The 21,887-nt window shown below is 70.3% G+C and carries 19 protein-coding genes; 11 read left to right on the top strand and 8 right to left on the bottom strand.

Annotation, left to right across the window (positions count from 1 at the left end; all coding sequences use genetic code 11):
* Nucleotides 1-6: 6 nt before the first annotated feature.
* Nucleotides 7-459 carry a hypothetical protein gene (locus tag N4G66_RS17925; protein ID WP_261705136.1) on the top strand — a complete coding sequence of 151 codons (453 nt, stop codon included), beginning with the start codon at nt 7-9 and terminating at the stop codon, nt 457-459.
* Between the two features lie 565 nt (nt 460-1,024).
* On the opposite strand, the gene N4G66_RS17920 is transcribed toward N4G66_RS17925, so the two are convergent.
* Entirely contained in the window at nt 1,025-1,483 is a 459-nt protein-coding gene (locus N4G66_RS17920; protein WP_261705135.1) for a hypothetical protein, read from the bottom strand.
* 113 nt (nt 1,484-1,596) lie between these two features.
* Between N4G66_RS17920 and N4G66_RS17915 the strand changes: the two genes are divergently transcribed.
* Together N4G66_RS17915 and N4G66_RS17910 are read left to right on the top strand one after the other, a co-directional pair.
* Nucleotides 1,597-2,283 (top strand): hypothetical protein, encoded by a 687-nt coding sequence (locus N4G66_RS17915; protein ID WP_261705134.1) that lies wholly within the window; start codon nt 1,597-1,599, stop codon nt 2,281-2,283.
* 112 nt (nt 2,284-2,395) lie between these two features.
* On the top strand, nt 2,396-2,728 hold the full coding sequence (locus N4G66_RS17910; protein WP_261705133.1) for a deoxyxylulose-5-phosphate synthase: 333 nt from the start codon (nt 2,396-2,398) through the stop codon (nt 2,726-2,728).
* A 173-nt stretch (nt 2,729-2,901) separates the two neighbouring features.
* Here the strand turns inward: N4G66_RS17910 and N4G66_RS17905 are convergent, their stop codons facing one another.
* Both N4G66_RS17905 and N4G66_RS17900 read right to left on the bottom strand, forming a co-directional pair.
* A complete protein-coding gene (locus N4G66_RS17905) occupies nt 2,902-3,984 on the bottom strand; it encodes a DNA polymerase III subunit beta family protein (RefSeq protein ID WP_261705132.1) in 1,083 nt (360 codons plus the stop codon).
* Nucleotides 3,985-4,072: 88 nt separating this feature from the next.
* Nucleotides 4,073-6,118 carry a serine/threonine-protein kinase gene (locus N4G66_RS17900; RefSeq protein ID WP_261705131.1) on the bottom strand — a complete coding sequence of 682 codons (2,046 nt, stop codon included), beginning with the start codon at nt 6,116-6,118 and terminating at the stop codon, nt 4,073-4,075.
* Nucleotides 6,119-6,850: 732 nt separating this feature from the next.
* On the opposite strand from N4G66_RS17900, the gene N4G66_RS17895 reads away from it, so the two are divergent.
* Both N4G66_RS17895 and N4G66_RS17890 read left to right on the top strand, forming a co-directional pair.
* Nucleotides 6,851-7,477, top strand: coding sequence for a hypothetical protein (locus tag N4G66_RS17895; protein ID WP_261705130.1), 627 nt, complete (start codon nt 6,851-6,853; stop codon nt 7,475-7,477).
* Nucleotides 7,478-7,579: 102 nt separating this feature from the next.
* Nucleotides 7,580-9,052 (top strand): FUSC family protein, encoded by a 1,473-nt coding sequence (locus tag N4G66_RS17890; protein WP_261705129.1) that lies wholly within the window; start codon nt 7,580-7,582, stop codon nt 9,050-9,052.
* Nucleotides 9,053-9,133: 81 nt separating this feature from the next.
* Here the strand turns inward: N4G66_RS17890 and N4G66_RS17885 are convergent, their stop codons facing one another.
* The 4 genes from N4G66_RS17885 to N4G66_RS17870 all read right to left on the bottom strand — a co-directional run bounded on the left by N4G66_RS17885 (nt 9,134) and on the right by N4G66_RS17870 (nt 11,220).
* Nucleotides 9,134-9,688 (bottom strand): TIGR03086 family metal-binding protein, encoded by a 555-nt coding sequence (locus N4G66_RS17885; protein ID WP_261705128.1) that lies wholly within the window; start codon nt 9,686-9,688, stop codon nt 9,134-9,136.
* Between the two features lie 26 nt (nt 9,689-9,714).
* Entirely contained in the window at nt 9,715-10,227 is a 513-nt protein-coding gene (locus tag N4G66_RS17880; RefSeq protein ID WP_261705127.1) for an SRPBCC family protein, read from the bottom strand.
* Nucleotides 10,224-10,586 (bottom strand): ArsR/SmtB family transcription factor, encoded by a 363-nt coding sequence (locus tag N4G66_RS17875; RefSeq protein WP_261705126.1) that lies wholly within the window; start codon nt 10,584-10,586, stop codon nt 10,224-10,226. Before N4G66_RS17875 ends, N4G66_RS17880 begins: the two co-directional genes overlap by 4 nt.
* A 124-nt stretch (nt 10,587-10,710) precedes the next feature.
* Nucleotides 10,711-11,220 carry a molybdenum cofactor biosysynthesis protein gene (locus N4G66_RS17870; protein ID WP_261705125.1) on the bottom strand — a complete coding sequence of 170 codons (510 nt, stop codon included), beginning with the start codon at nt 11,218-11,220 and terminating at the stop codon, nt 10,711-10,713.
* 172 nt (nt 11,221-11,392) lie between these two features.
* Here N4G66_RS17870 and N4G66_RS17865 point away from each other — a divergent pair, with 172 nt between their 5' ends.
* The 5 genes from N4G66_RS17865 to N4G66_RS17845 all read left to right on the top strand — a co-directional run bounded on the left by N4G66_RS17865 (nt 11,393) and on the right by N4G66_RS17845 (nt 17,025).
* On the top strand, nt 11,393-11,971 hold the full coding sequence (locus N4G66_RS17865; protein ID WP_261705124.1) for a hypothetical protein: 579 nt from the start codon (nt 11,393-11,395) through the stop codon (nt 11,969-11,971).
* A 208-nt stretch (nt 11,972-12,179) separates the two neighbouring features.
* Nucleotides 12,180-12,626, top strand: coding sequence for an SRPBCC family protein (locus tag N4G66_RS17860; RefSeq protein WP_261705123.1), 447 nt, complete (start codon nt 12,180-12,182; stop codon nt 12,624-12,626).
* A 223-nt stretch (nt 12,627-12,849) separates the two neighbouring features.
* Nucleotides 12,850-13,851 carry an acyl-CoA desaturase gene (locus N4G66_RS17855; RefSeq protein WP_261705122.1) on the top strand — a complete coding sequence of 334 codons (1,002 nt, stop codon included), beginning with the start codon at nt 12,850-12,852 and terminating at the stop codon, nt 13,849-13,851.
* Between the two features lie 397 nt (nt 13,852-14,248).
* Nucleotides 14,249-15,976 (top strand): ATP-binding cassette domain-containing protein, encoded by a 1,728-nt coding sequence (locus N4G66_RS17850; RefSeq protein WP_261705253.1) that lies wholly within the window; start codon nt 14,249-14,251, stop codon nt 15,974-15,976.
* A gap of 95 nt (nt 15,977-16,071) precedes the next feature.
* Nucleotides 16,072-17,025: an NUDIX hydrolase gene (locus N4G66_RS17845; RefSeq protein ID WP_261705121.1), complete on the top strand. Its 954-nt coding sequence runs from the start codon at nt 16,072-16,074 to the stop codon at nt 17,023-17,025.
* A gap of 25 nt (nt 17,026-17,050) precedes the next feature.
* Here the strand turns inward: N4G66_RS17845 and N4G66_RS17840 are convergent, their stop codons facing one another.
* Nucleotides 17,051-18,280 (bottom strand): AI-2E family transporter, encoded by a 1,230-nt coding sequence (locus tag N4G66_RS17840; RefSeq protein ID WP_391858832.1) that lies wholly within the window; start codon nt 18,278-18,280, stop codon nt 17,051-17,053.
* 749 nt (nt 18,281-19,029) lie between these two features.
* Here N4G66_RS17840 and N4G66_RS17835 point away from each other — a divergent pair.
* Entirely contained in the window at nt 19,030-21,873 is a 2,844-nt protein-coding gene (locus N4G66_RS17835; protein ID WP_261705119.1) for a SpoIIE family protein phosphatase, read from the top strand.
* Nucleotides 21,874-21,887: the final 14 nt, after the last annotated feature.

The following is a 21,887-nucleotide window of genomic DNA, read 5'->3' as shown; positions in this document are numbered from 1 at the left end:
GCCCACGTGGCTGAGACCTGGGACGAAGAGCAGCTGATCGCGGACGGCTTCGAGCGTGCGCACGTCGAATTGGAGTGGTACGACGGACCGCGAGCGGGCCTCGCCGACATCGGTGGAAAGCCCCACTACTTCCAGAGCTACCACTACGCCCTCGCCGACGAAGCCGACGAATACAGTGTCTGGCCCGCGAGCAAGGCTGCCGTGAAGTGGGAGCGCGAGCAGTGGGCGATCTTCGCCAGGTGGAACCAGCGATACCTGGCGGGGACGGTCGCGTTGGAGAGCCACCCGGGCGAGGTCGGGGTCGACGCCCGCTACGACGAACTGGACCTGCTGCTGGCGCCGCACCGCCAGGCGCCGGACACCGCGCAGCGGCTTGTGGGCGAGCTGCGGTTCGATGCCGGCGCTCGCTACCGGGTCGACGGACTCGACTACTGGTTCCGGTGGCGCCCAAGCAGATGAGGCCGCCGTTGATCACCTCCGACGATGCCGCAGTGCGTGGTGCGCCGCAAGGCGCATCACCCGTGCGCTGGGGCGTACTCGGGTGATGCGCCGCGGTCCTCGCGCCTGGGACGATGCGGTGATGTCATTAGGCGTTCGCATGCTCCCGCCATGAACAGCGGGGATCTTGAGTGGCAGGAGCGGGCGCTCGGGGGGATACGAAGGTGGGCCGTCCGATCTCGACGGCATCGTCGATCAGGGACACCACGACCGCGTGACTACTGGAAGAAGCCGGACGCGTAGACGAGGCCATCTCCTTGCTCCAAGCGTCCACTGAATCTCGAGCGGCCCCAGAGCTGGCCGAGCTCCTGATCAGAGACGGCCGCTCCGAGGAGGGCATCGCCGCTTTCCCATCCGTCGGCGCTCAACGCGAGCAGGCGGCGCAAGCGCGGCACCACGCCGAACCCAATCCCTTCGACTGATCACGCACATCACGCCGCGGTGGCTGTGACGTTGCTCAACGGACCCAGCATGCGGGCTTCGAGCGGCCCCGGTTGGTGAGGTCGGAGAGGGCAGGTGCCGAGTGTCACTGTGCACCGCTCGATGGCGATCGAAAGCGGGCCACGACCTGCTGTGCGTACTGATCGTCCGGGCCGAGGTCTTGGACCGCTCGTTGGGCCTCTTTGGTCCGGCTCGTCTCGCACAGCAGCCGAACAAGGACGTACAAGGCCCCACGATCACCGTCTTCGGCGCGGTTGCGCAGCGCCGACTCCATCCCCCGCTCGCGAAGCGATGTGTTGAGTCTCCGACGTGCGTGGACATCCGTGAGAGCGCGCTCCGTGAGTTCCGGGAGCCGTTCCGCACGGGCGAGCAGATCCATGTGCCACAGATGGCTGTTGTGCCTGTAGGGATCGGTGGAATAGCACTCGGCGTGGGCGCTCACCAACGCGATGGCCGCATCCCAATCCCGCCGCTGTTCCGCTGCCTGAGCCTGCTCGAACCACTCCACCTGACGAGTATCGCGTAGCACTGCCTCGTACAGCATCGTGGGATTGGTCGCCGACAACCGTCCACCAGGATCAAAGGACGACTGCGCGTGTACGTGGCCGGGCCGGCTGACGGCTTGGCCCGCGAGGGTGGGCGGTATTCAATGGCCCGGTGACCACGCCGACACCCCCGTCCTCGGGTACCTCACTCGAGACAGTCGCGGGCCAGGTCCCGTTGGACGACGTCCTCGCCCATCTACGAACGCACAGGCCGGTATTCCACTCCGAGGCCGATCTCCAGCACGGGTTTGCCCGGGCTCTGTGGGAGCTGGCGCCGGACGTACGGTCCCGTCTGGAGGTGCCGGTACGTCGGCCTGGCCAGGCGGAGTACCTGGACCTGCTGTGCCTGGGACCGGCAGGTCGTACGGCGATCGAATTCAAATACGTCACCCGCCGGTGGTCAGGCACCGCTGGAACACCCGCCGAGGAGTACGACCTGCGGAACCACGGCGCACCGGACGTGACGCGGCGGGACTTCGTACGCGACGTGGAGAGGCTGGAACGCTTCTGCGACCGAGCGGACCAGAACGGCCTCGCGCTGCTCGTGACGAACGAGTCGTCCTTGTGGAACCCTCAGCCGCCAGGCCGCGCGCGAACCAGGGACGACGACTTCAGAATCCACCAGGGACGCAGCCTGAGCGGCACGCTCCTGTGGGCCGAGGGCACGTACGCCCCCAACACCCGTGTACTGCGCGGCGAGTACTCCCTTGCTTGGCGCACGTACGCACAACTGGGGGGTGCAGGGGGCGAGTTCCGCTGCTTGGCGGTGTTCGTGGACCCGACGTCGGGACAGACGTGAACAGGCGCGCAACCGGACCCGTCGCCGGCGCGTAGTCAGGTGACTTGACCGTCAGTGATCGCCGCGCGACAAACCCGTCGCGTTCTCCGCACACGCTGCCTACCCTGACACCATGTCCCCCTCGAAGTCCTCGTACGTCTGCCTGCCTTGCCGGGCTTCGTACAAGCAGCCGTACGACACGTACCGGCCGCAGCGGATCTGCCCCCGCTGCGCCGAGCCGCTGATCCACGTGGGGTCGGCCTTCGCCCCGCCCCGGCGTCGGGACACCGCGACCTGGAGGACACTCTCCGTCCTGCTCCACGCGGGCGTCCGCTTCCACAAGAGCTGCTGCTGCGGGCCCGGTTACCGCCCTCGCACCCTGCGCGAGGTCCGCGAGCGGATGACGTACGCCCGACGTACCGGGGAGCCCTTCGCCAGGGCGCTCGTGCGTCCCGAAGTTCCCTGACGGCCGGCGCGGGGCCGGTCACCGATGGCCCTGTCGGTCACCGGTGCACCCTCCCCCTGCCCCGTCCGGCGACACAGGGGGAAGCCCGCACCTCGGCGCCCGGCGGTCGTCACCGCGCGACCGCCGCTGTGTCCGGGCTGACCAGGAGTGAGCGGCGGAAGCGCAGGCTCGGCTCAGTTGTCCAGACGGACCGGCATCAGCAGGGAGAACGTGTCCTCGTCGTCGGGCCGTCGGATCGCGATGGGCGCGGTAGGGGCGCCGATCTCCAGGATCAGTCGGTCCCGGGCTCCGGCGGCGAGCGCGTGCAGCAGGTACTCGCGGTTGACGGCGACAAGACTCTGGTCGTCGTCACCGTCTACGCCTATGGTCACCGTTCCGTCGGCCGTCACCTTGAGCAAACTGAGGTCCGCGGCCGTTTCGTCCGGTCCGCTTGCTTCGCTCGGCCGGACGGGTCCGGTCTCCACCGCCTCCTGGAAGTTCGCCACATCGACCAGCGCGCGCCGGCCGGCCGGCAAGCGGACGAGTCGGCGGTAGTCGGGGAAGTCGTGGCCGAGGCACTGGCCGGCCGTCTGCCGGTCTCCGCTCTCCAGCGTCACACGGGCGCCGTCGACGGCGAGTTGGACGGATTCCTCACCGCTGAGCAGGGCCCGCATCGCGTCGGCGAGCGGGGACGGGACGATGACCTGCACGCGGGTATCGGCGTGCCCGGTGGTGCCGGCCTGCGCGACGGCCATCCGGTAGCGGTCGGTGGCCACGACGCCGAGTGTCTCTCCCTCGATGTCGAACAGGACACCGCCGAGCATCGGCAGCTCCGGATCGGTACCGGCGGCGAAGCGGACCGCGTCCAGCGCGGCGGCGAGTTCCGGCGCGGAGACGGACAGGCGGACGGCGCCGGTGCGGGGCAAAGTCATGGGTTTCTCCCTGCGTTCGAGGAGTGCTCGGAGCGTGGAGAACTCGTTGCGGGCATCGGACAGTCCCACCTCAAGACGGCGTACATGCGCCTGAAGGAGCTTGCGCACCAGGTCGGTGTCCTCGCTGGACCAGCCGGCGAGCACCAGGCGGATGTCCGCCAACGGCATGCCTGCCCGGCGCAACCGGGCCAGCAACCGGGCTTCTTCGAGTTGCTCGGGGCCGTACCAGCGGTAGCCGCTCACCGGATCCACCCAGGCGGGGACCAGCACACCACCACGGTCGTAGAACCGCAGGGCGCTCACGCTCAGGCCGCTGTCCCTGGCCATCTCACCAATGCTGCGCATCTCGCTCTCCACACCCAGAACCCTGAGGCCTCGACCAGGTCGAGGGTCAACCCCGGTCGCGCTCGGGCGGTCCTCGGGCGGTCCTCGATCAGGCGGGGCAGTCGGCAAGTGCGCCCGCCGTACCCCAACGGATCATCAGGTAGCCGGAGTCGCCCCTCTCCGCCACGGCGTAGCGGGAGTACGGCCACAGATCGCCCGCGCTGTCCCGCTGCTTCACCAGAGCCCGGCACGCCTCGCCCGCCGCCATGTCCGCCCAGGTCGCGACCTGCCCCTGGTCCCATGTGACGTAGTCCGACCACACGTACATCGCCGAGTTTCCCGGGTCGAAGCCCATCTTGAGCTCCGCGTTGCCGAGCAGGCGATCGGTGCCGAGCGTCGTGCGCATCCCGTTGGTCCGCTCGATGATCTTCCTGGTCGCGCGGTCCGCGATGTCGATCTCATCGCTGTCGGTACTGGGGATCATGGCCTGGCCGAGGCCCTGTTCGTCCGGCTCCCAGCCCAGGCCGGCATCGGAAGCCTGTCCGGTGTCGTTGTCTGCGGCCGACGTGCACCGCGCGTTGGTGAGGAAGTCGTCGTCCCAGGTCACCTCCGGGTCGTGGCCCGTCGTTTCCTTCACCATGACGTAGGTGCGGTACGGCAGTTCCGGGTGCAGGCGCAGAACGACATCCCTCAGCGTCCGGCACATCAGACCGGCGACCTTCGTCTCCGCGTACATCGTTTCCTGCTCGTCGGAGGAGAGCCGGTACGAGAGGTACACCTCTCCGCGCGATGCCTGGAACCGCACGGCATTCGGGCCGAAATCAATACCGGCGCCCAGTTCCTGGACGAGAACATCCTGGTCGTGCAGGACGGCGCGCGCCACGTCGTGCTCGCCCTCGCCCCGTGCCGACCGCGCCTCGGCCCAGCTCGCCGCGCTCGCCGAACCGTCGCTCGCGGCCCGCGTCCGCTTCGGCGCCGTGCTCGCCGCCGTACCCGCCGCCGAGTTCTCCGCCGACTTCTCCGCGGACGCGGACGGCTGCGGGGATCCGGTCGAGGAGTGAGCCGAAGCGGAAGCGGAAGCCGCGCTCGAGGTTCGGTGGCGGATGCCCTCCGCCTTGCCGGGCATCAGGGCCACGACTCCGCCGATCAGGCCCCCGACGACCGCTGCCGCGACAACGGTCATGCCCGCCCATGGTCGTCGTGGACGTCTCGGGGGCTGCGGCCACACCGGATCGTTCGCGTCGGGTAGGTCCCAGACGGCTGTGACCATGTCCTCGGCCCGCGTGAACAACCTGTCCGCGCGCATCACTTGGGTGACCTGGGAGCCCAGAAGTTCGAAGCACTCCTCGGCGGCATCGGCAGCCTGGGGACGATCCCCGGGTTCCTTGGCCAGCGCCCGCTGCACGATCCCGCGCAGGGGCGCGGGGACACCGTCCAGGTCGGGAGCACCCGACAACACGCGGAACGCGACCGCATCGGGTGTGCCGGTCCCGAAAGGGGTTCTTCCGGTGGCCGCGTAGGCCACGAGCGCTCCCCAGGCGAACATGTCGCCCGCGGGCCCGGTGGCCCCCGTGCGGTACTGCTCGGGGCTGATCCAGCCGGGGGTACCGGTCATGACTCCGGTACGGGTGACACTGGTGCCGTCGGCGGCGTGCGCGATTCCGAAGTCCAGGACGCAGGGGCCCGAGGACGTGAGGATGACGTTCTGCGGTTTCACGTCGCGGTGCACCACGCCGACGGCGTGGACGGCGGCCAACGCCTGCGCGGTGGCCGCCGCGAAAGCGTACAGACTCGCTCCGGCGAGCCGTCCTTGGGCGAGCACCTGCTGGTTCAGCGTCGGTCCGGCGACGTACTCGGTGGCCAGCCAGGGGTTTTCGGCGTTGGCGTCAGCGGTGAGCAGGGGGATCAGGTACGGGCCGGTGACACGGGAGGACAATTCCACTTCGCGCCTGAAACGGGCCCTGAATTCGGGCTCTTGGGCCTGCGCGGGGTGAATCACCTTCACCGCCACACGCATTCCGTCGGACGCCACTCCGGCATGGACGGTACCCATGCCTCCGGCACCGAGACGACCTATGATCCGGTACGGACCTATACGGGAGGGATCGCCGGCATGAGCCGGCTGGACTCTTCCGGAGGATCCGGCTTCGCTCACTGATGGTTCCTTCGTGCGGGACTGAACGTTTGAGCAGGCGGAGATGTCACAGGTGGCCGGGGGTAGGGTTCGGACCCCAGCAGGCTGCCCCAGCAGGCCTTTTGGGTGAGTTCCCGTCCGGATGTTATGCGCTGACCCGCGTCCTGGATAGAGAAACCCCTGACCAGACGGTGTGCACTCCCCCGGCGGGTGACGACGCGCTTGCGGACCGTGTCACGGGCTCGGCGTGCCGGTGGCCGTCCTTCGGCCCCGGCTCGCACAACTGCCGTACCACGCCTCGCTGTTGCGGCCATCACCCACGGCAGACTCACGGCCACCCGGAGCGGAGGCACCGGTCGGCCGATGCGAAGGCGTAGCCCGAACCGAGCAGAACCATCGGTCGGCCTGAGCAGAGCCATCAGTGGGCCGGAGCGAAGCCATCAGTCGGCCTGAGCAGAGCCACCGTCCGGCCGTGCGGCGCCATCAGTCGGCGGTGCGGCGCGACAGAGGTTGCCCCGGGATGCGGCCCGGCGGAGTCGTAGCCGCACGGTCCGTCCGGCGAGGCGTGGGCCCCAGCGTGTCACAGGAGTGCGCCGACCGCCCGCTCCGGCTCGGGCCGCCGTCCGAACGGTGTCCCCGTTTTCCGGGCAGGGACCGGGCCCGGGACAGTCGTGCTGCCCGTGACCCGGTCCCGGCCGACAATGGACGTACGGCGGGGACGGGCCCGGGGAGGCGTCGGGGAAGGAAGCGCCCATGCCGAAGCGGCCCCCCTCCCCCGGTCGCGTACGGGCCGCCCGGCAGTCCGCCCGTGTCACGGTCGCGTCCGCCGCGGGCTTCTACGCGGCCCTCTACCCGCTGGACCAGCCGGTCGTCGCGGTCTACGCCCTCTTCGCGCCGATCGCCCTCGGCGTCCTGTCCCCGATCCCCGGCAGCGGCCGGGACCGGGCACGTACCGTCCTGTTCGTGCTGCCGGTCGCCGTGGCGCTGACAGCCCTCGGCACCGCTCTCGCCGTCACGACCGCCTCCGCCGTCGCGGGAATGCTGGTGATCGGCTTCACCGTCTCCTTCGCCGCCGCGTACGGACCGGCGGCGGCGAGTGCAGTCCCGGGGATGCTGCTCTTCTACGTGCTCGCGTGTTTCCCGCCGTACGCGCCGGACACCCTGCCCGAGCGGCTGGTCGGCCTTCTCGCCGGTGTCGCCCTGCTGGTCCTGTGCGAGCTGCTGCTCCTGCCCGCCCCACCCGTTCAGCCGTACCGCGCGCGGATCGCCGCCGCCCTGGATCTCGCGGCCGCTTCGGCGCGCGCGGCGGCTCAAGGCCACCGTCACGGTCCCGAGCGTGCACGGCGCCTGCGTGAGGAGGGACTGTCCTTGCGCCTGTAGCAGGCGCCACCGGCTTCCCGCCCGACCGGGGCGGGCCGCACCGACCGCGGACTGGCGCAGGCGGGAGCCGCGACACGGCGTGTACTGGACCAGCTGGCCCGGATGGCCGAGCGGCCGGAGTCCGCGACGGCCGGGGATCCGCCCTCCGAGGCCCTGCTGCGCGGGGTCGCGGCCGGATGCGCCGCGACGGCGGAAGCCCTCCGTGGTGCGCGCGCCGTTCCAGGACCCGAGGCCCTGGAGGAGATGGTCGCCGACTTCGTCGCCGTACGCGGACGACCGTCGGGGACCGGGCTCGACACGGATGCCAAAGCGTCGCATCGGCTGTTGGAATGCCGGTCCGACCTGCTGACCACCGCGGCCTCGGCCCTGACCGTTCAGGCCGCGGTGGCCGTGGCGATCGGTGGGCGTCGCGACTCGGCGGGGCTGCCTGCCGAGCAGTTCTGGTACGCGGAGCCACCCACGACACGGCTCCTGGCGCTGCGGCTGACCGGCAATCTCACCTTGCGCTCGGTCCTGTTCCAGAACGCCGTACGCACTGCTCTCGGGCTCGGCGCGGCCCGTCTCGTGGCCGGAGCCCTGGAGCTCTCGCACGGCTTCTGGGTGCTGCTGGCCGTGCTGACCCTGGGTCGCACGACCGCCGGAGCGACCTGGTCCACGGTGCGCTCGGCGGCGGTCGGCACACTGTTGGGCGCGCTGGCCGCCGGGGTGCTGATCTTCGAGGCGGGCGGCACCGTCAACGTGTACGCCGTCATCCTGGTGCCGACGATGTTCGTGGCCTTTTCCGTGGGACCGATCGCGGGACCGGCCTGGGCGCAGGGGCTGTTCACCCTGGTCGTCTCGGCTGCCTTCAGCCAGCTCGCTCCGGCAACCTGGCGGCTGGCCGAGACACGGCTGCTCGACGTCCTGGCGGGCTGCGCGATCGGGCTGGTGTGCGGTGTGCTCGCCTGGCCCGCCGGCGCCCGCCCCGAGGTCAGACGCAGTGTGGCGGAGTTGCTGCGTGCTGTGGGGCCCCTGGTGCAGGTCACCGTGGTCGCCGCGGTCTGCGCGTCCGGCACATCCGGGGATCCACGGCCTCGGGACGGTGCGGCCGAGGAGGCGCTGCGGCTGACTCGGCACCGGCTCCGCATCGCGGAGGGCGCCTACGCGCAGTACCGGACGGAGGGCGGCAGATATCCCGTCGACGGCGGACCCGACTGGCATCTGGCGCTCAACTGCGCCACCCACGCGGAGATCGGATCCCATTGGCTGCCCCGGCAGGCGTACGGTCCGGCACCGCCCGACGCGGTCCGGTGGGCGCGGGAATCGGTCGGGCAACTTGCCACAGCCATGGACCAGGCGGCCGCGTTCCCGCCCGGTGGCGTACGGGTACGGCCGACCCCGCTTCCCCCCGAGGTCGTCTCCGCGACCCCGGCCCCCGTACTGCCCGCGCTGGTCGACATCGACAGCTGGCTGCAGACGCTCGCGGCCGAGCTGACGGCGATCGGCGGGAGCGGTCCGGACGGGCCACCGACCGTCCGGGGCGGCGGAACGGACCCGGCAGCCGCCCGCGATGCCACGGCCCGTACCGGACGGTGAACCGGCCGGACCGTGAACCAGGAGGGTGGCGATCCGGCCGGGGGTGATCAGCCTGAACGGTGATCAGGATGGTGATGTCTCTCAGGGCTCGCGTCCGATGAAGGCGAGCAAGCGAGTCTGCACGTCAGCGGTTTCGGGGACCTCGACCCGTGGCCCGTACTGCCCGCTCATACGCAGCACATCGTCGAGCGGCAGCATCCCGTCGAGCAGCTGGGCGCACCTGCCGGGATCGAGGCGCTCCTCCTGGCCGCTGGCCCGCGCCAGGTCCCAGGTGTGCATGAAGACGTCGGCGGTGTAGAAGCGGTCGACCGCCTGGTCCAGCGGGAGCTCTCCGATGTGCGGGTTCGACAGCGTCTTGTGCTCCGTGGCCGGATCGTCGAGGAGGGCCTGCACTCCGTCACTGTGCACCGTCCAGGCCTTCACCGGGTCGTCGTCCACCGACGGGCCTTTCGGCAGTTCGACTCCGGCGCCCGCCTTCAGGAAGTCCGGGAACCACTCGACAAGGTGGCGCACCACGTCCCGGGCGACCCAGCCTTCGCACGGCGCGGGGTTGTCCCATGCCCCGGGCCGCACTCCGCGCACGCGGTCCGTGAAGACCCCCGCGACGGTTCGGTGCTCATCGGCTGCGCTCGTCATGATCTCAAGCCCTCCGTCTCGTTCCGTCATCCTGCGTCGCCGCTCCGGCGGTCGCCGAGCAGTTCGTCAAGGCGTTCGTGGCCTTCGCGGACGCCGCGTCTCATGCCGCTTCTGATCATCGCGTCGCGGGCGTCCATGGAGCCCATGAGCGATGTGGTGGTGACCCGGGTGCGGGCGCCGAGGTCCTCGAAGACGGTGGTCTCCAGACTCACGCCGTCCGGGAAGCCGTCGTAGGCGAAGGTCTGCACGATGCGCTCGTCGGGACGCACCTCGTGGAACACGCCGCGGAAGCCGTACTCCGTCCCGTCGGCCTCGCGATGCACATAGCGGTACGAGCCACCGCTGCGCGCCTCGTACGCGTCGATGCGCATGGTGAGCCGGCGCGGGCCGAGCCACTGGACGACGAGATCAGGATCGGTGTACGCCCTGAAAACGCGCTCCGGAGAGGCGTCGAAATCCCGGGTGATGAGGATGGTGGGCAGCGCCGGGTCGGCCACGATCCGCGTCTCGTGCCGATCGCCCGCGTTCGCGGTGCTCACGATGCCGCCCTCTTCGCCGAGGCGCCTTTCACCGGCTGTTCCTCCATCTTTTCGAGGACGGCATCGAGCCGACGGAAACGGTCCTCCGCCTCACGGCGGTAGCGTTCGATCCATTTCGTCATCAGGTCGAAGACCTCACCCTCGAGGTGGCAGGGCCGACGCTGAGCGTCCCTGCTGCGACTGACCAGACCGGCGTCCTCCAGCACCCTGATGTGCTTGGACACGGCCTGCACGGTCACGTCGTAGGGCTCCGCCAGTTCGTTGACCGTGGCATCCGCCGTGGCCAGCCTGGCCACGATGTCGCGCCGGGTCGGGTCGGCCAGGGCGGAGAACACCCGGGACAGCCGGTCGTCGGCCACCTCTCACCCACTTATTCAACCGATCGGTTTAACAACCGTACGACCGGCCCGCGCTTTGGTCAACCAACTGGTTGAACAAGCGCCGGCGGACCGGCTCTTCGCGGGTGGCGACCGGATCCGCCGGTCAGTCCTTCGCGGGTGCCGGCTCCACCACCGTGAACACGGCAGGTCCGACGATGAGGGTGCCGTCGGACAGCGGGCGGCAGCGGACTCCCCCGCGGTCGCGCAGCGCCCGTTGCGCGCCGGGGCCGAGCGTGGTGTTCATCCACGCGCAGGGCCTGGCCGCACTGCGTACGGCCAGCAGCACGGGCCCGGTACCGCAGTCCAGCGAGACGGTGGCGCCGACACACGCGTCGATGTCCACACCTCGCAGGAGGACGTTGCGCCGGGTCAGCCGGAGGTCGGCATCAGCGGCCAGACCTCGCGGGAACCGCTCGGCGGACATGAGGGTGATCGACGCGTCGCGGTGGGCCGGATGGTTGAAGTAGCGGTCGCCGACGATTCCGAGTCCGGCACGCACCCGCGCCGTCGTCACCAGATCGGCGTCGGGCAGCGCCGGCGCACCTTCGCTCGGGCGGCCCTCGAAACGGTGCACGGCCGAGACCAGCAACTGAAGGACTTCCACGCGCTGCACCCCATCGAGCCTAAAGGACGCCCTCGTGAACGATCTACGTACGTGTGGGGGCGGAGGGCACCGAAGCGGCGGGCACCGAAGGGGTCGCGTGCCGGACATCCCGCTGACACGGAGACGCCCCGCGTGACAGGGTCAATGGCGATCGAAGGCAACAGCGGCAAAGGGGGCTTCCGTGGACACCCGAACGTGGGACACGCTGGTCGGCTCGATGAAAAGCACCTACGTCAACGGAGTACGCGACGGCGCGGCGCCCCGGCCGGTCATCATGCCGCTGGTGCGAGGCGAGCTCGTCGGGCTGATCTGGGTCCGCCCGGCCAAGCCCGGGGCCGACGCGCTCACCGGCATCGCGGCGCTGTCGAACATCGCCGCGGCCGCCTGCGCGGACGAGATCGTTCTCGCCTGGGAGACCCATGAGGTCGCCACCACCTGTGAGCTGCCCGTTGTCGGCCCCGTTCCCTGTCTGAACATGGTCCGCGCCACCCCGGACGGTCATGTGCTGCACCAGTTCCCCTACACCGAGGAGTTCTCGTCCGCCGGCTCCGAGGACACGGGCGAGTCCACGGCCACCCTCGACTGGAAGCCGGCTCCCGCGCCCCAGCCGGGCGGCGAACTTCCGCCGCCCGTTCGGGCCGCCGTCGACTATGCCTTCACCCCGATGGAACTGGACCATCCCAACCCCTTCGGTGTCACCGTCGTCCTGATGGAAGAGGACGGTTACACCGTGCGCCTGACCGACAGCTTCGACCACTGAACGTGCGGGGCCCTCGCGCGGAGATCTGAACGGGTATCGCCCACCCGACCCCCACTCCCCTCTCCTGTTCCTTCCGTTCTTTGTGTCGGTCACCGTACGAATGGGTCCGTGCGACGCGCCGGTGGGGCTCCTGCCCCCTAGGCTGAGCACGCGCGGCAAGTCCGCGCGCCCTCAGCGGGCGATCCGTGATCGCAGCACAGGAGGAACAGTGTCCGGTCAGTTCGAGGCGACAACCGAGATCAACCGCCCCATCGAGGAGGTTTTCGCCTTCCTCGCCGCCGGCACGAACGACCCCAAGTTCAGCCCCAGGGTGCAGGCGATCACGAAGACGCCGGAGGGGCCGACGGCAGTGGGCACGATCTTCACCAGTACGGTCAAGGACGCCGGCATGAAGACGGGCCGGAAGTTCCGGATCACCGAGTTCGAGGCGCCCCGCCGGATCCGCTGGACGGAAGTCTCGAAGAACACGGTCACAGCGGACGAGGGCGGCTACGACCTCGAGTCCACCGGCGACCGCACAACCCGTGTCAGGATCTACAACGTCCTTGAGGGCCATGGCATCGGAAAGCTCCTGGTGAGCCTCGCGCTGAGTGCGGCCCGCAAGGACGCGAACGCGTTCGGCCAGCGGATCAAGGCGGCCGTGGAGGCCTCCTGAGGAACGCGGCCCCGGCCGCGGAAGCCGCCTGAGGGATCCGGCCCGGCCGCGGTCGTCGCGTGGTCGGGACCGCCTCGCTCCGGACGTGCGGGCGTAGGGTGAAGGAAGCGAGGACGCTTCATACGCCGCTGTCCGGACCGGTCCAGCTCTCACGATTTCCCATCACAGGGGCAGTCCCCCCTGACCCCGGCGCGCCACCCGCACCGAGGTCCAGGAGCTCCCCATGTCGCCCGTGTCCAGCACATCCACGACGGCCGTTCCGTCGAACGATCCATCGCCGCCCCAGTTCTACGACGGAACATCCCCCTTCCCACCGGACGGGGCACTCCCCGCGCGCGACGGCGGGGAGCGGGTGTACGTGACGGTGACGACGATGATCGTCGTCCTGCCGTTCGTGGCGCTCGGCCTGGCCGGGTGGCTGCTGTGGGGACGCCTCATCCATCCCGCCGACGTGGTGATTGCCGCCGTCCTCTACACGGTCACCGGCCTCGGCGTCACCGTCGGCTTCCACCGCGGCCTGACCCACGGCGGCTACCGGGCCGTCCGCCCCGTGCGCATCGCGCTCGCGGTGGCCGGGTCGATGAGCTTCCAGGGTGACGTCATCGACTGGGTCGCCACGCACCGCCGCCATCACGCCTTCACCGACCGGCCCGGCGATCCGCACTCGCCGTACCGCTACGGCACGCATCTGCGCGGCCAGTTGCGCGGGCTGTTCCACGCGCACATCGGCTGGCTCTTCCGCAACGACCGCACACCGCCGGAGCGTTACGCCCCCGACCTTCTCGCCGACCGGGACATTCGGACCGTCGCCCGAGCCTTCCCGGCGCTGTGCGTCCTCACCCTGGCCCTGCCGTTCGGGCTGGGCTGGGCGATCGGCGGCACCTGGGTGTACGGCGTAACCGCCCTTCTGTGGGCGGGACTTGTCCGCATCGCACTGCTCCATCACGTGACCTGGAGCGTCAACTCGCTGTGCCACATGATCGGCGAACGCCCCTTCCACACCAGGCGCCACGACCGAGCCACCAACCTGTGGCCGCTGGCCCTGCTGTCGTTCGGGGAGAGCTGGCACAACCTCCACCACGCCGACCCCACGAGCGCCCGACACGGTGTGGACCGCGGCCAGATCGACCCGTCGGCCGCCGTCATCCGCGTCCTCGAACGCCTCGGCTGGGTGTCCGAGGTCCGCTGGCCCACCCCTGAGCGTGTCGCCGCCCGCCGCGTCTGAGGTCGGCACCGTTCCGGGGCGACCCTCCACAGGCCACCGAGCAAACCCCATCCGTCACATACGTATCATCCGCGGCGATTCGGCCATCGGCTCGTGAACGCCGGGCCCCGTATCCCCGAAAGCCGCGTCCGGCCTCCCTGCCAGGCACGGAATCCGATGCGGCCGAAACACGTGTGTTCGATATCGCGGTAGCTGTCGTTGAGTCCTCTGAAGTCGTCTTCATCCCCATCAAATCGCGCAGGGAGACGAGCAGTTGACCTCAATTTCGGCGTCCGCTCCACCGCCGCCCCCCGCTGAGATCACGTACTCCGGGCAGTACTCCGTCAATCCCCTCGGCGAAGTGAGCTTCCGTGCCCTGTGCGCCCAGCTCCCGCGGGTCCTCGGGCGCATCGCCCGGATGGCCTGGGGGATCGATCGCCGCGCCGTACTCCTCGTCCTTGCCTGCCAGTCGGCCACCGGCATCACCGCCGCCGTACTCCTCGCCGCCACAGCGAGGGCGATGTCCCCCATCCTCGGCGGCGGGGCGATGGCGGACCGCCTGTACGAGGCACTTCCGGCTCTGGCGGTCGTCGCGGGAGCGAGCGCGGTCGCCCGGCTCTCGGTCGCCGTGGCGGCGTACGCGGAGCGCCGCATCACCCCGCGGCTGTCGACGACCACGGACTCGGCCCTGGTCGAAGCGGTCTGCCGGGTCGAAGCCTCGGCGTACGCCGTCGACGGCTTCTCCGACCGTCAGGAGGCCGCGGAGATGGGAGTGCTGCGCACGCAGGTCATGGTCACGGACGCTCAGCGGTTCCTGTCCGCCCTGATCAAGATGATCACCGCGGGCGGTGTCCTGTCCGTGCTCAACCCCCTGATGCTGCCGCTGCTCCTCCTGGCCGTCACCCCGGCCGGTGTCGGTGCGGTCCTCACCGCGCGGGTCGACTACGAGATCCACTACGCGAACGTCGCCGACCGCAACGTCCGCGGGATGACACGCTGGTGGGCCACCACACCGAAGTACGGCGACGAGGTCCGCGCCAACGGCATGACCGACTACCTCCTCTACTGGTACCGGGCCCTGTCCGAGCGGGTCGACCGACGCACGCTCGCCGCGGCACCCCGGACTCTGCGGATCGCGCTGCTGTCGTCCGTCGCCGGCGGCACGTTCCTCGCGGCGGCCTGGGGAATGCTCGCCTGGCTGGCTGTCACTGAACGGATCGCGCCCGCCATCGCGGCCACGGCGGTCGTCGCCGTCCAGACCACCCTGGCCGCGCTGTCCCAGGTCGTCATCAACGGCGCCGCCGTGTTCCACACGAGCCTGTACCTCGGTGACATGCAGGCGTTCTTCGACGACGCCGCCGAGCGCGCGCCCAAGCGAGGGCGAACGACCGTCGAGGCCCCCGTGGAGGAGATTCGGCTGGAGGAAGTCACCTACCGGTACCCGGGAAAATCCGGACCCGCGGTGGACGGCGTCTCCCTGACCCTGCGACGCGGCGACATCCTCGCCATCGTCGGCGTGAACGGCTCGGGCAAGAGCACCCTGACGCGACTGATCACGGGTGTCTACCTCGCGGACAAGGGCCGGGTCACCTGGAACGGCACCGACCTGGCTCACGCCGATCCCGCCACAGCCTGGAGCTGCACAGGGCTCGTACCGCAGATCTTCGCCCAGTGGCCGCTTCGGGTGCGCGAGAACGTGACGCTGGGCCAGCCCAGGTCCACCGACGACCGGCAGGTGTGGGACGCCATCGAGGCGGTGGGGATGCGCGAGGCCGTCGAGGACCTCCCCGCCGGGCTCGACACCCTTCTCGCGCGCGAGATCTTCGGCGGCGCCGAGCTCTCCGGCGGGCAATGGCAACGCCTGGCCTGCTCCCGCGCCCTGTACCGACGGCCGCCATTGCTGATCCTGGACGAACCCACCTCTCAGATGGACCCGCGCGGGGAGCACGGCATCTTCGAGAAGATCAAGAGCATCTCCGCGGACCGCATCACCATCGTCGTCACGCACCGGCTGGAGAACACCCGGATCGCCGACCACATCGTCGTCATGGAACAGGGCCGCCTCACCGAACAGGGCACGTACGACGACCTCGTCCACGCCGGCGGCACCTTCGCCGATCTCCTGCGCCTGTCTCAGGAACGCTGAATACCGGTCCTGGTCCACACGCACGCTTCACGCCCACGCCCACGCCTCACACCCCTGACTCGTTCGCCATCGCACGACACGAAAGGACTCTCCGCGTGACCGACACCAGCGCTGCCGGCCTCCCGTCCAGCCGTCTCTCCATTGAGGCGCACGGCACTGCCGCCCTTCTCGTCGATGACTGCGGGCGCTACCTGCTGCACCTGCGCGACGCGAACAAACCCATCTGGAGTCCCGGTACTTGGGGACTCCTCGGCGGAGGCACCGAGCCGGGCGAGACGAGTGCTCAGGGCATCGCCCGCGAACTGCGCGAGGAGACCGGCCTCACCGTCCCGGACCTCGTTCCCTTCCTCACCGTGGAAACCCTCGACGCCTCCGGCACGCTCAAGGACCGTGTCCTGGTCTACCGGGGCACCCTGAACCGGCCCGCCCACGAGATCCCCCTCCACGAAGGTATCCAGCTTCGCTGGACCCACCCCGACGAGACGGCGTACATGACCATGGACCCCGGCACGGCGGTCGTCGTCCACGAACACCAACGGCATCCGCACCCCCGCGTCGACAGCGGCGGCACACCGCCGACCGTGCGCGTCCGGCAGGGGAGCGAGCACCGGGAGCGCAGCATCGTCGGCGCCCACCTCGTCCTCGTACGCGACGGCGCGGTCCTGCTCGGCAGACGCCACCCTGACAGCCCCTTCGCACCCTCGACCTGGCACGTCCCGGCCGGACACCGCGAGCCGGGAGAGTCCGCGCTGGCCTGCATGGTCCGAGAGACGTCGGAGGAAACCGGCATCACGATCGAGGCGCGCGACCTGTCCCTCGTACACACCCTGGATCAGCGCAACCCCTGGAGCCCCTTCCCCCGCCTGCAGTTGTTCTTCGCCGCCTCCCGCTGGAGCGGCGAGCCCCGAGTCCTGGAACCCGACCGGTGCACGGAATGGAAGTGGTGGCCGCTGGACGCGCTCCCCGGCCAACTGGTCGAGTACACCCGTACCGCTCTCACCGCCATCGCCTGCGGGAAGACCTACACCGACTCGGGCTGGACGGAGTGAACCCGGCTCGCCCGGTCCGTCGCCACTACGGTTCCTCGGCCCGGGACGGCCGGGTCGGCTCCGGGTGCGGTTCGGGCGGATCGGAGGCGTGACCCGGTGAAGGCCCGGACGGCTCCGGCCCGGGGCGTGCGCGCAGCTCGGAGATCACGGACCAGGCCACCGACACCATCGGTACGGCCACGACGGCGCCGGTCACCCCGGCCAGGATGCTTCCGGCGATGACGGAGAGGGCCACGACCACGGGGTGCAGCCGGACCGCCCAGCTCAGGACGAGCGGGTGCAGTACGTGACCTTCCAACTGGCCGATGACGACGATCAGTGCGAGCACGATGATCGCGACGACCGGCCCCTTGGTGGCCAGCGCGACGACGGTGGCCACGCCGAGCGCGACGGGCGAGCCCACCAGGGGGATGAACGCGGCGAAGAACTCCAGCAGCGTGAGCGGCAGCGCCAGCGGAACGCCCAGGACGTAGAGGGCGATTCCGACGAGAATGGCGTTGGTCGCCGCCACGATGATGATGCCGCGTGTGTAGCCGGCGAAGGTCCGCCAGGCCGCCCGCCCGGCGCGGTCCCACGGGTCCCGCGCGCCCTGAGGCATCAACTCCTGGAACCAGCGCCAGAACTTGTCCCCGGAACGGATGAAGAACAGCGAGCAGAACAGGGCGAGCACCAGGCCGGTGACGAACTCCACCGCCCGGCCGGCACCGCTGAGGGCGCTGCTGATCAGTACGGAACGGTGGTCGGAGACGAAGGTGGCCACCTTGCCCTGGAGATTCGACATCACCGCGTGGCTCAGATGAAAGGGGGAGCCCTCCAGCCATCGCTCGATCCGTCCCAGCCCCCCGGCGAACTCGTGGCCCAGCTGCCCCGACTCGCCCGCCACGACGCGACCGACCAGCGCCATCACGCCCAGCACCAGCAGGAGGCTTCCGAGGATGCTCACGATCACCGCCACGGTCCTCGGCATGCGACGCGCCAGCAGATCGGCGAGGGGACGCAGGACCGCCGTCACGACCAGCGCGAGGAACAGGGCCACGGCGACCAGCTGCAACTTGCCCAGAAGGGCGAAGATCACGTAGACGACCACGCCGACGACGAGCAGCCGCCACGCGTGGGCCGCGGCCACCCGCAGCCCGCGGCTCACCGGGACGCCCGTGTGCTCCCCGGTACCGCGCCGCACCTCGGTACCGGCCGTACGCGCCTTCGTGACCGACCAGACGCCACGGGAGGAACGATTCCCCACGACGTACCGCATCCGGCGCCCGCCGCGACCCGTGCCGGGCTCGCCCGGCCGCCGGCGAGGACGACGCGATCCGGCGTTCACCTGTGCGCCACCGTCCTCACGTCGTCGGGACCACCCGCCACATGCGCCCGTGCCCGGGCCGCCGCGCGGCACCATGGGAAACGGGCGACCGCTCCCGAGCCGTCGATCACGCGGGCGTTCCGGCCAGCGTGATGTCGCGCACCGCGCCCCGCAACCGGGACACGCGCGGTCCTCGGCCCCGACCGGTTGGCCGAGGGCGCCCGTCTTCCGGCGCCGGCCGGACGGCCTGCCGCCGATGTACGCGCCGACCTGGACCTGCGGGTGAATCGTGGACGTCCCGGGCCGCGATGACCCGGGACGCCCACGATTCCCGTAGGACGAGCCGACCGAGGCACCGTCCGCCCGGCGGGATCGCGCCGGGCGTGCCCCCTGCGACCTGATCCGAACGCCGGCCCCTGGCCAGCCGGCCGATGCCCGCGAACGTGATCGGGCCCTGCTCCAGGCCGGTGTCGCCGACGCTGAACACACGGCCGTCGAGGCCCAGATCGCTGATTGAGCCGTACCGTGGCGCGCCGCGGCTCGGCGGAGCCGCCCATCACGCACGCGCCACGGGAGGGCCTCCAACCCCTGGGGAGGGGAAAGCCCGGCCCCGCGAGGGAAGGAACCCCCGACCGAGAGCACTCTCGGTAGCAGACAATACTATTAGCGTCATTTGCGGCATTCCATCCTATATTGGGTCTGTGATCAGGCGGCTGGACCTACTCGACACCGCTGACGACGGCATCACGGAAAGCGAGGTCTTCCGGCTCGCCCTTCAGCACTCCATCGCGGAGCTGGGCTGCGTCGGCGGGGCCGTCTACCTGCGGGGCCCGATGTCGGCTCTGCGTCTGGTGTCCTCCACCGGACTGCCGTCGTCGGTCACCCGGGCCTGGGAGATCGTCGACCAGGACGGGCCCACGGCGACGGCCCGTGCCGTACGCTCCGGCGAGCACGTATGGGTGGCCGCTCTCCCCGCCGACCTGGACGAACCCACCGCGCCGCTGCTGTCACGGTCCGGCTGGTTCTCCGTGCCCCTGGTCAACGACGGCCGTGCCATCGGTGCGATCACCTGCCTCACCGGGGACAACGAGGAACCGACGCCCGCGCAATGGACGTTCCTCACCTCGGTGGCCGAGTGGACCATGGACCGTCTGGGCAGGATGCCGGCGCCCGACCGCCTGCGCACCGACCTCGACTTCACTCCGGTCGGCTCCTGGGAGTGGGACGTGAGCACCGGTGAGCTGCTGTGGGACGAGGCGGCCATGAAGGTCTACCAGACCGATCCCGCGGCCTTCGTGCCCGGCGTCGAGAGCTGGATGAAAGTGGTGCACCCCGACGATCTCCCGAGCACCCTGGCCGCGGCCGAACGCTCCATCAGGACGCATGCGCCGTTCGAGGCCGAATACCGGGTCCGGCGCGGCGACGGGAGCTACACATGGACGCGCGCGTCCGGTCATGTCGTCCTCGACGAGCAGGGTCAGGTCACGCGCATCGTCGGGAAGGGCTGGGCGAGCGACGCGTCACGCTCGACGCGCGATGCCCTCAGCCGTGCCCTGCAGCACATGACCGACGCCTTCCTGTCCGTGGACGACGGCTGGCAGATCACCTTCGCCAATCTGGAGGCGGAACGCATTCTCGGTTCGCCCGACGAACAGCTCTTCGGACGTGACCTGTGGGACCTTCCCGCACTGCACCGGATGCCCGGCCTGCAGGAACGGTGCCGACGCGGCGCCGCGGAGTCCGTCGCCACCGGCTTCGACGTCACGCTGGCCGACACCGGCCGCCGTTACGACCTGCGGCTCGTCCCGGTCCCCAGCGGTCTCACCCTGTACTTCACCGATGTCACCGCTCGCCGCCGCCGCGAGGCGGAGCAGGCGGCGGCGATCCGGACCGCGGCCGAGCGGGCGAGCCGGACGGCGGAGTTGACCACACAGCTCGCCGCGGCGACCACCTCGCAGGACGTGGTGAAGGCCACCGCCCAGCGCGTCCTGCCGCCGTTCGACGCGCAGGGCCTGCTCGTGCTCGTCATCGAGGACGACAGGCTGGTGCACATCGGGTCCGTCGATTACCCGAGCTCCTTTCTGCAGCAGATGCACGGCGCCCACGGCATGGAACTGTCCGATGCCGGTCCCGCCGGGCAGGCCGTCCTGACGGGCGAACCCCGTTTCTACTCGTCGCGGGAGGAATGGTTCTCGGCCTTCCCCGACGGCGGCAGCCGCCCTCCGAGCAGCAAGGAGGCCTGGGCCTTCCTCCCGTTGACGGCCTCCGGCCACACTTTCGGCGTGTGTGTCATCGCCTTCGACACCGCACGGCGTCTCACGTCCGAGGAACGCACGCTCCTCATCACCATCAGCGCGCTCGTGGCGCACGCCCTGGAGAGAGCACGGCTCTACGACGCCGAGCTCACCCGCTCCGAGGAACTCCAGCAGGCTCTGCTGCCCCTGCGGCTGCCCACCGTGCCCGAGGTCACCGCCGCGGCGAGATATCTGCCGGCCGGGCAGACCTCCGACGTGGGCGGGGACTGGTACGACCTGATCCCGTTGTCCGCGGGCCAGGTGGCCCTGGTCATCGGTGACGTGATGGGCCACGGTCTGTCCGAGGCCGCGACCATGGGACGCCTGCGCACCGCTGTGCACACGCTGGCCGCCCTGGAACTGCCTCCCGACGAGATCATGGGCCACCTCAACGACATCGTGGGGGGCCTCGGCGAGCACGCGTACGCGACCTGCCTGTACGCGCTGTACGACTCCACCGACGGATCGTGCACCGTGGTGCGGGCGGGGCACCCGCCGCCGCTCGTCGTCCGGCCCGACGGCAGCGCCTACTTCCCCGAGGTCGCCGTCAATCCTCCCCTGGGCGCCGCGTTCCCTCCGTTCGAGACGACGGAACTGAAGTTGTCGGCGGACAGTCTTCTGGTCCTCTACACCGACGGGCTCGTGGAGTCGTCGCACCGGGAGATCGACCAGGGCATGGCCCAGCTCGCCGATCTGCTCCCCCGCGAAGCCTGCTGTCCCGATCTGGAGGACCTGTGCGACACCGTCACCGCGGGCCTGCTGCCGGGTGGGCCCACCGCCGACGACGCCGCCCTGCTGATCGCCCGTCTGCACACCGTGGCCGACCGGCAGATGGCTTCCTGGGCTCTGCCGGAGGGGCCGGAGGCCGCAGGTGAGGCTCGCCGCCACGTACGGGAGCAACTCGCCCAATGGCATCTGGACGACCTGGTCATGACGACGGAACTACTGGCCAGTGAGCTCGTCGGGAACGTCATCCGCCATGCCAGGGGGCCCATCGGGCTTCGCCTCCTGTACAGCGGGACACTCGTCTGCGAGGTGTCCGACGCGAGCCTGACCATGCCTCGCATCCGGCGCTCCTCGGACACCGACGAGGGGGGCCGTGGACTCCAGCTCGTCAACGCCCTCTGCGAACGCTGGGGCAGCCGCTACACCCCGGAGGGCAAAGCCATCTGGACGGAACAGTCCCTCCCCGGCACGGAAGACCCGGCCGGGGACGACCCGCCGGCCGCGAACGCCGGCCGGCCGTCCTGAGGCGGGGTACCGGA

The sequence above is a fragment of the Streptomyces rhizosphaerihabitans genome (assembly GCF_025399795.1).
In the GTDB taxonomy this organism is placed as follows: Bacteria; Actinomycetota; Actinomycetes; order Streptomycetales; family Streptomycetaceae; genus Streptomyces; species Streptomyces rhizosphaerihabitans.
This window is presented reverse-complemented; position numbering and strand designations above follow the sequence as displayed.

What these genes read in the sequence shown, in the direction of transcription:
- N4G66_RS17920 (WP_261705135.1), bottom strand. Translation starts at nt 1,483, where the DNA reads ATGCTGTACGAGGCAGTGCTACGCGATACTCGTCAGGTGGAGTGGTTC.
- N4G66_RS17910 (WP_261705133.1), top strand. Translation starts at nt 2,396, where the DNA reads ATGTCCCCCTCGAAGTCCTCGTACGTCTGCCTGCCTTGCCGGGCTTCG.
- N4G66_RS17905 (WP_261705132.1), bottom strand. Translation starts at nt 3,984, where the DNA reads ATGCGCAGCATTGGTGAGATGGCCAGGGACAGCGGCCTGAGCGTGAGC.
- N4G66_RS17895 (WP_261705130.1), top strand. Translation starts at nt 6,851, where the DNA reads ATGCCGAAGCGGCCCCCCTCCCCCGGTCGCGTACGGGCCGCCCGGCAG.
- N4G66_RS17890 (WP_261705129.1), top strand. Translation starts at nt 7,580, where the DNA reads ATGGCCGAGCGGCCGGAGTCCGCGACGGCCGGGGATCCGCCCTCCGAG.
- N4G66_RS17885 (WP_261705128.1), bottom strand. Translation starts at nt 9,688, where the DNA reads ATGACGAGCGCAGCCGATGAGCACCGAACCGTCGCGGGGGTCTTCACG.
- N4G66_RS17855 (WP_261705122.1), top strand. Translation starts at nt 12,850, where the DNA reads ATGTCGCCCGTGTCCAGCACATCCACGACGGCCGTTCCGTCGAACGAT.
- N4G66_RS17850 (WP_261705253.1), top strand. Translation starts at nt 14,249, where the DNA reads ATGGCCTGGGGGATCGATCGCCGCGCCGTACTCCTCGTCCTTGCCTGC.
- N4G66_RS17840 (WP_391858832.1), bottom strand. Translation starts at nt 18,280, where the DNA reads ATGCGGTACGTCGTGGGGAATCGTTCCTCCCGTGGCGTCTGGTCGGTC.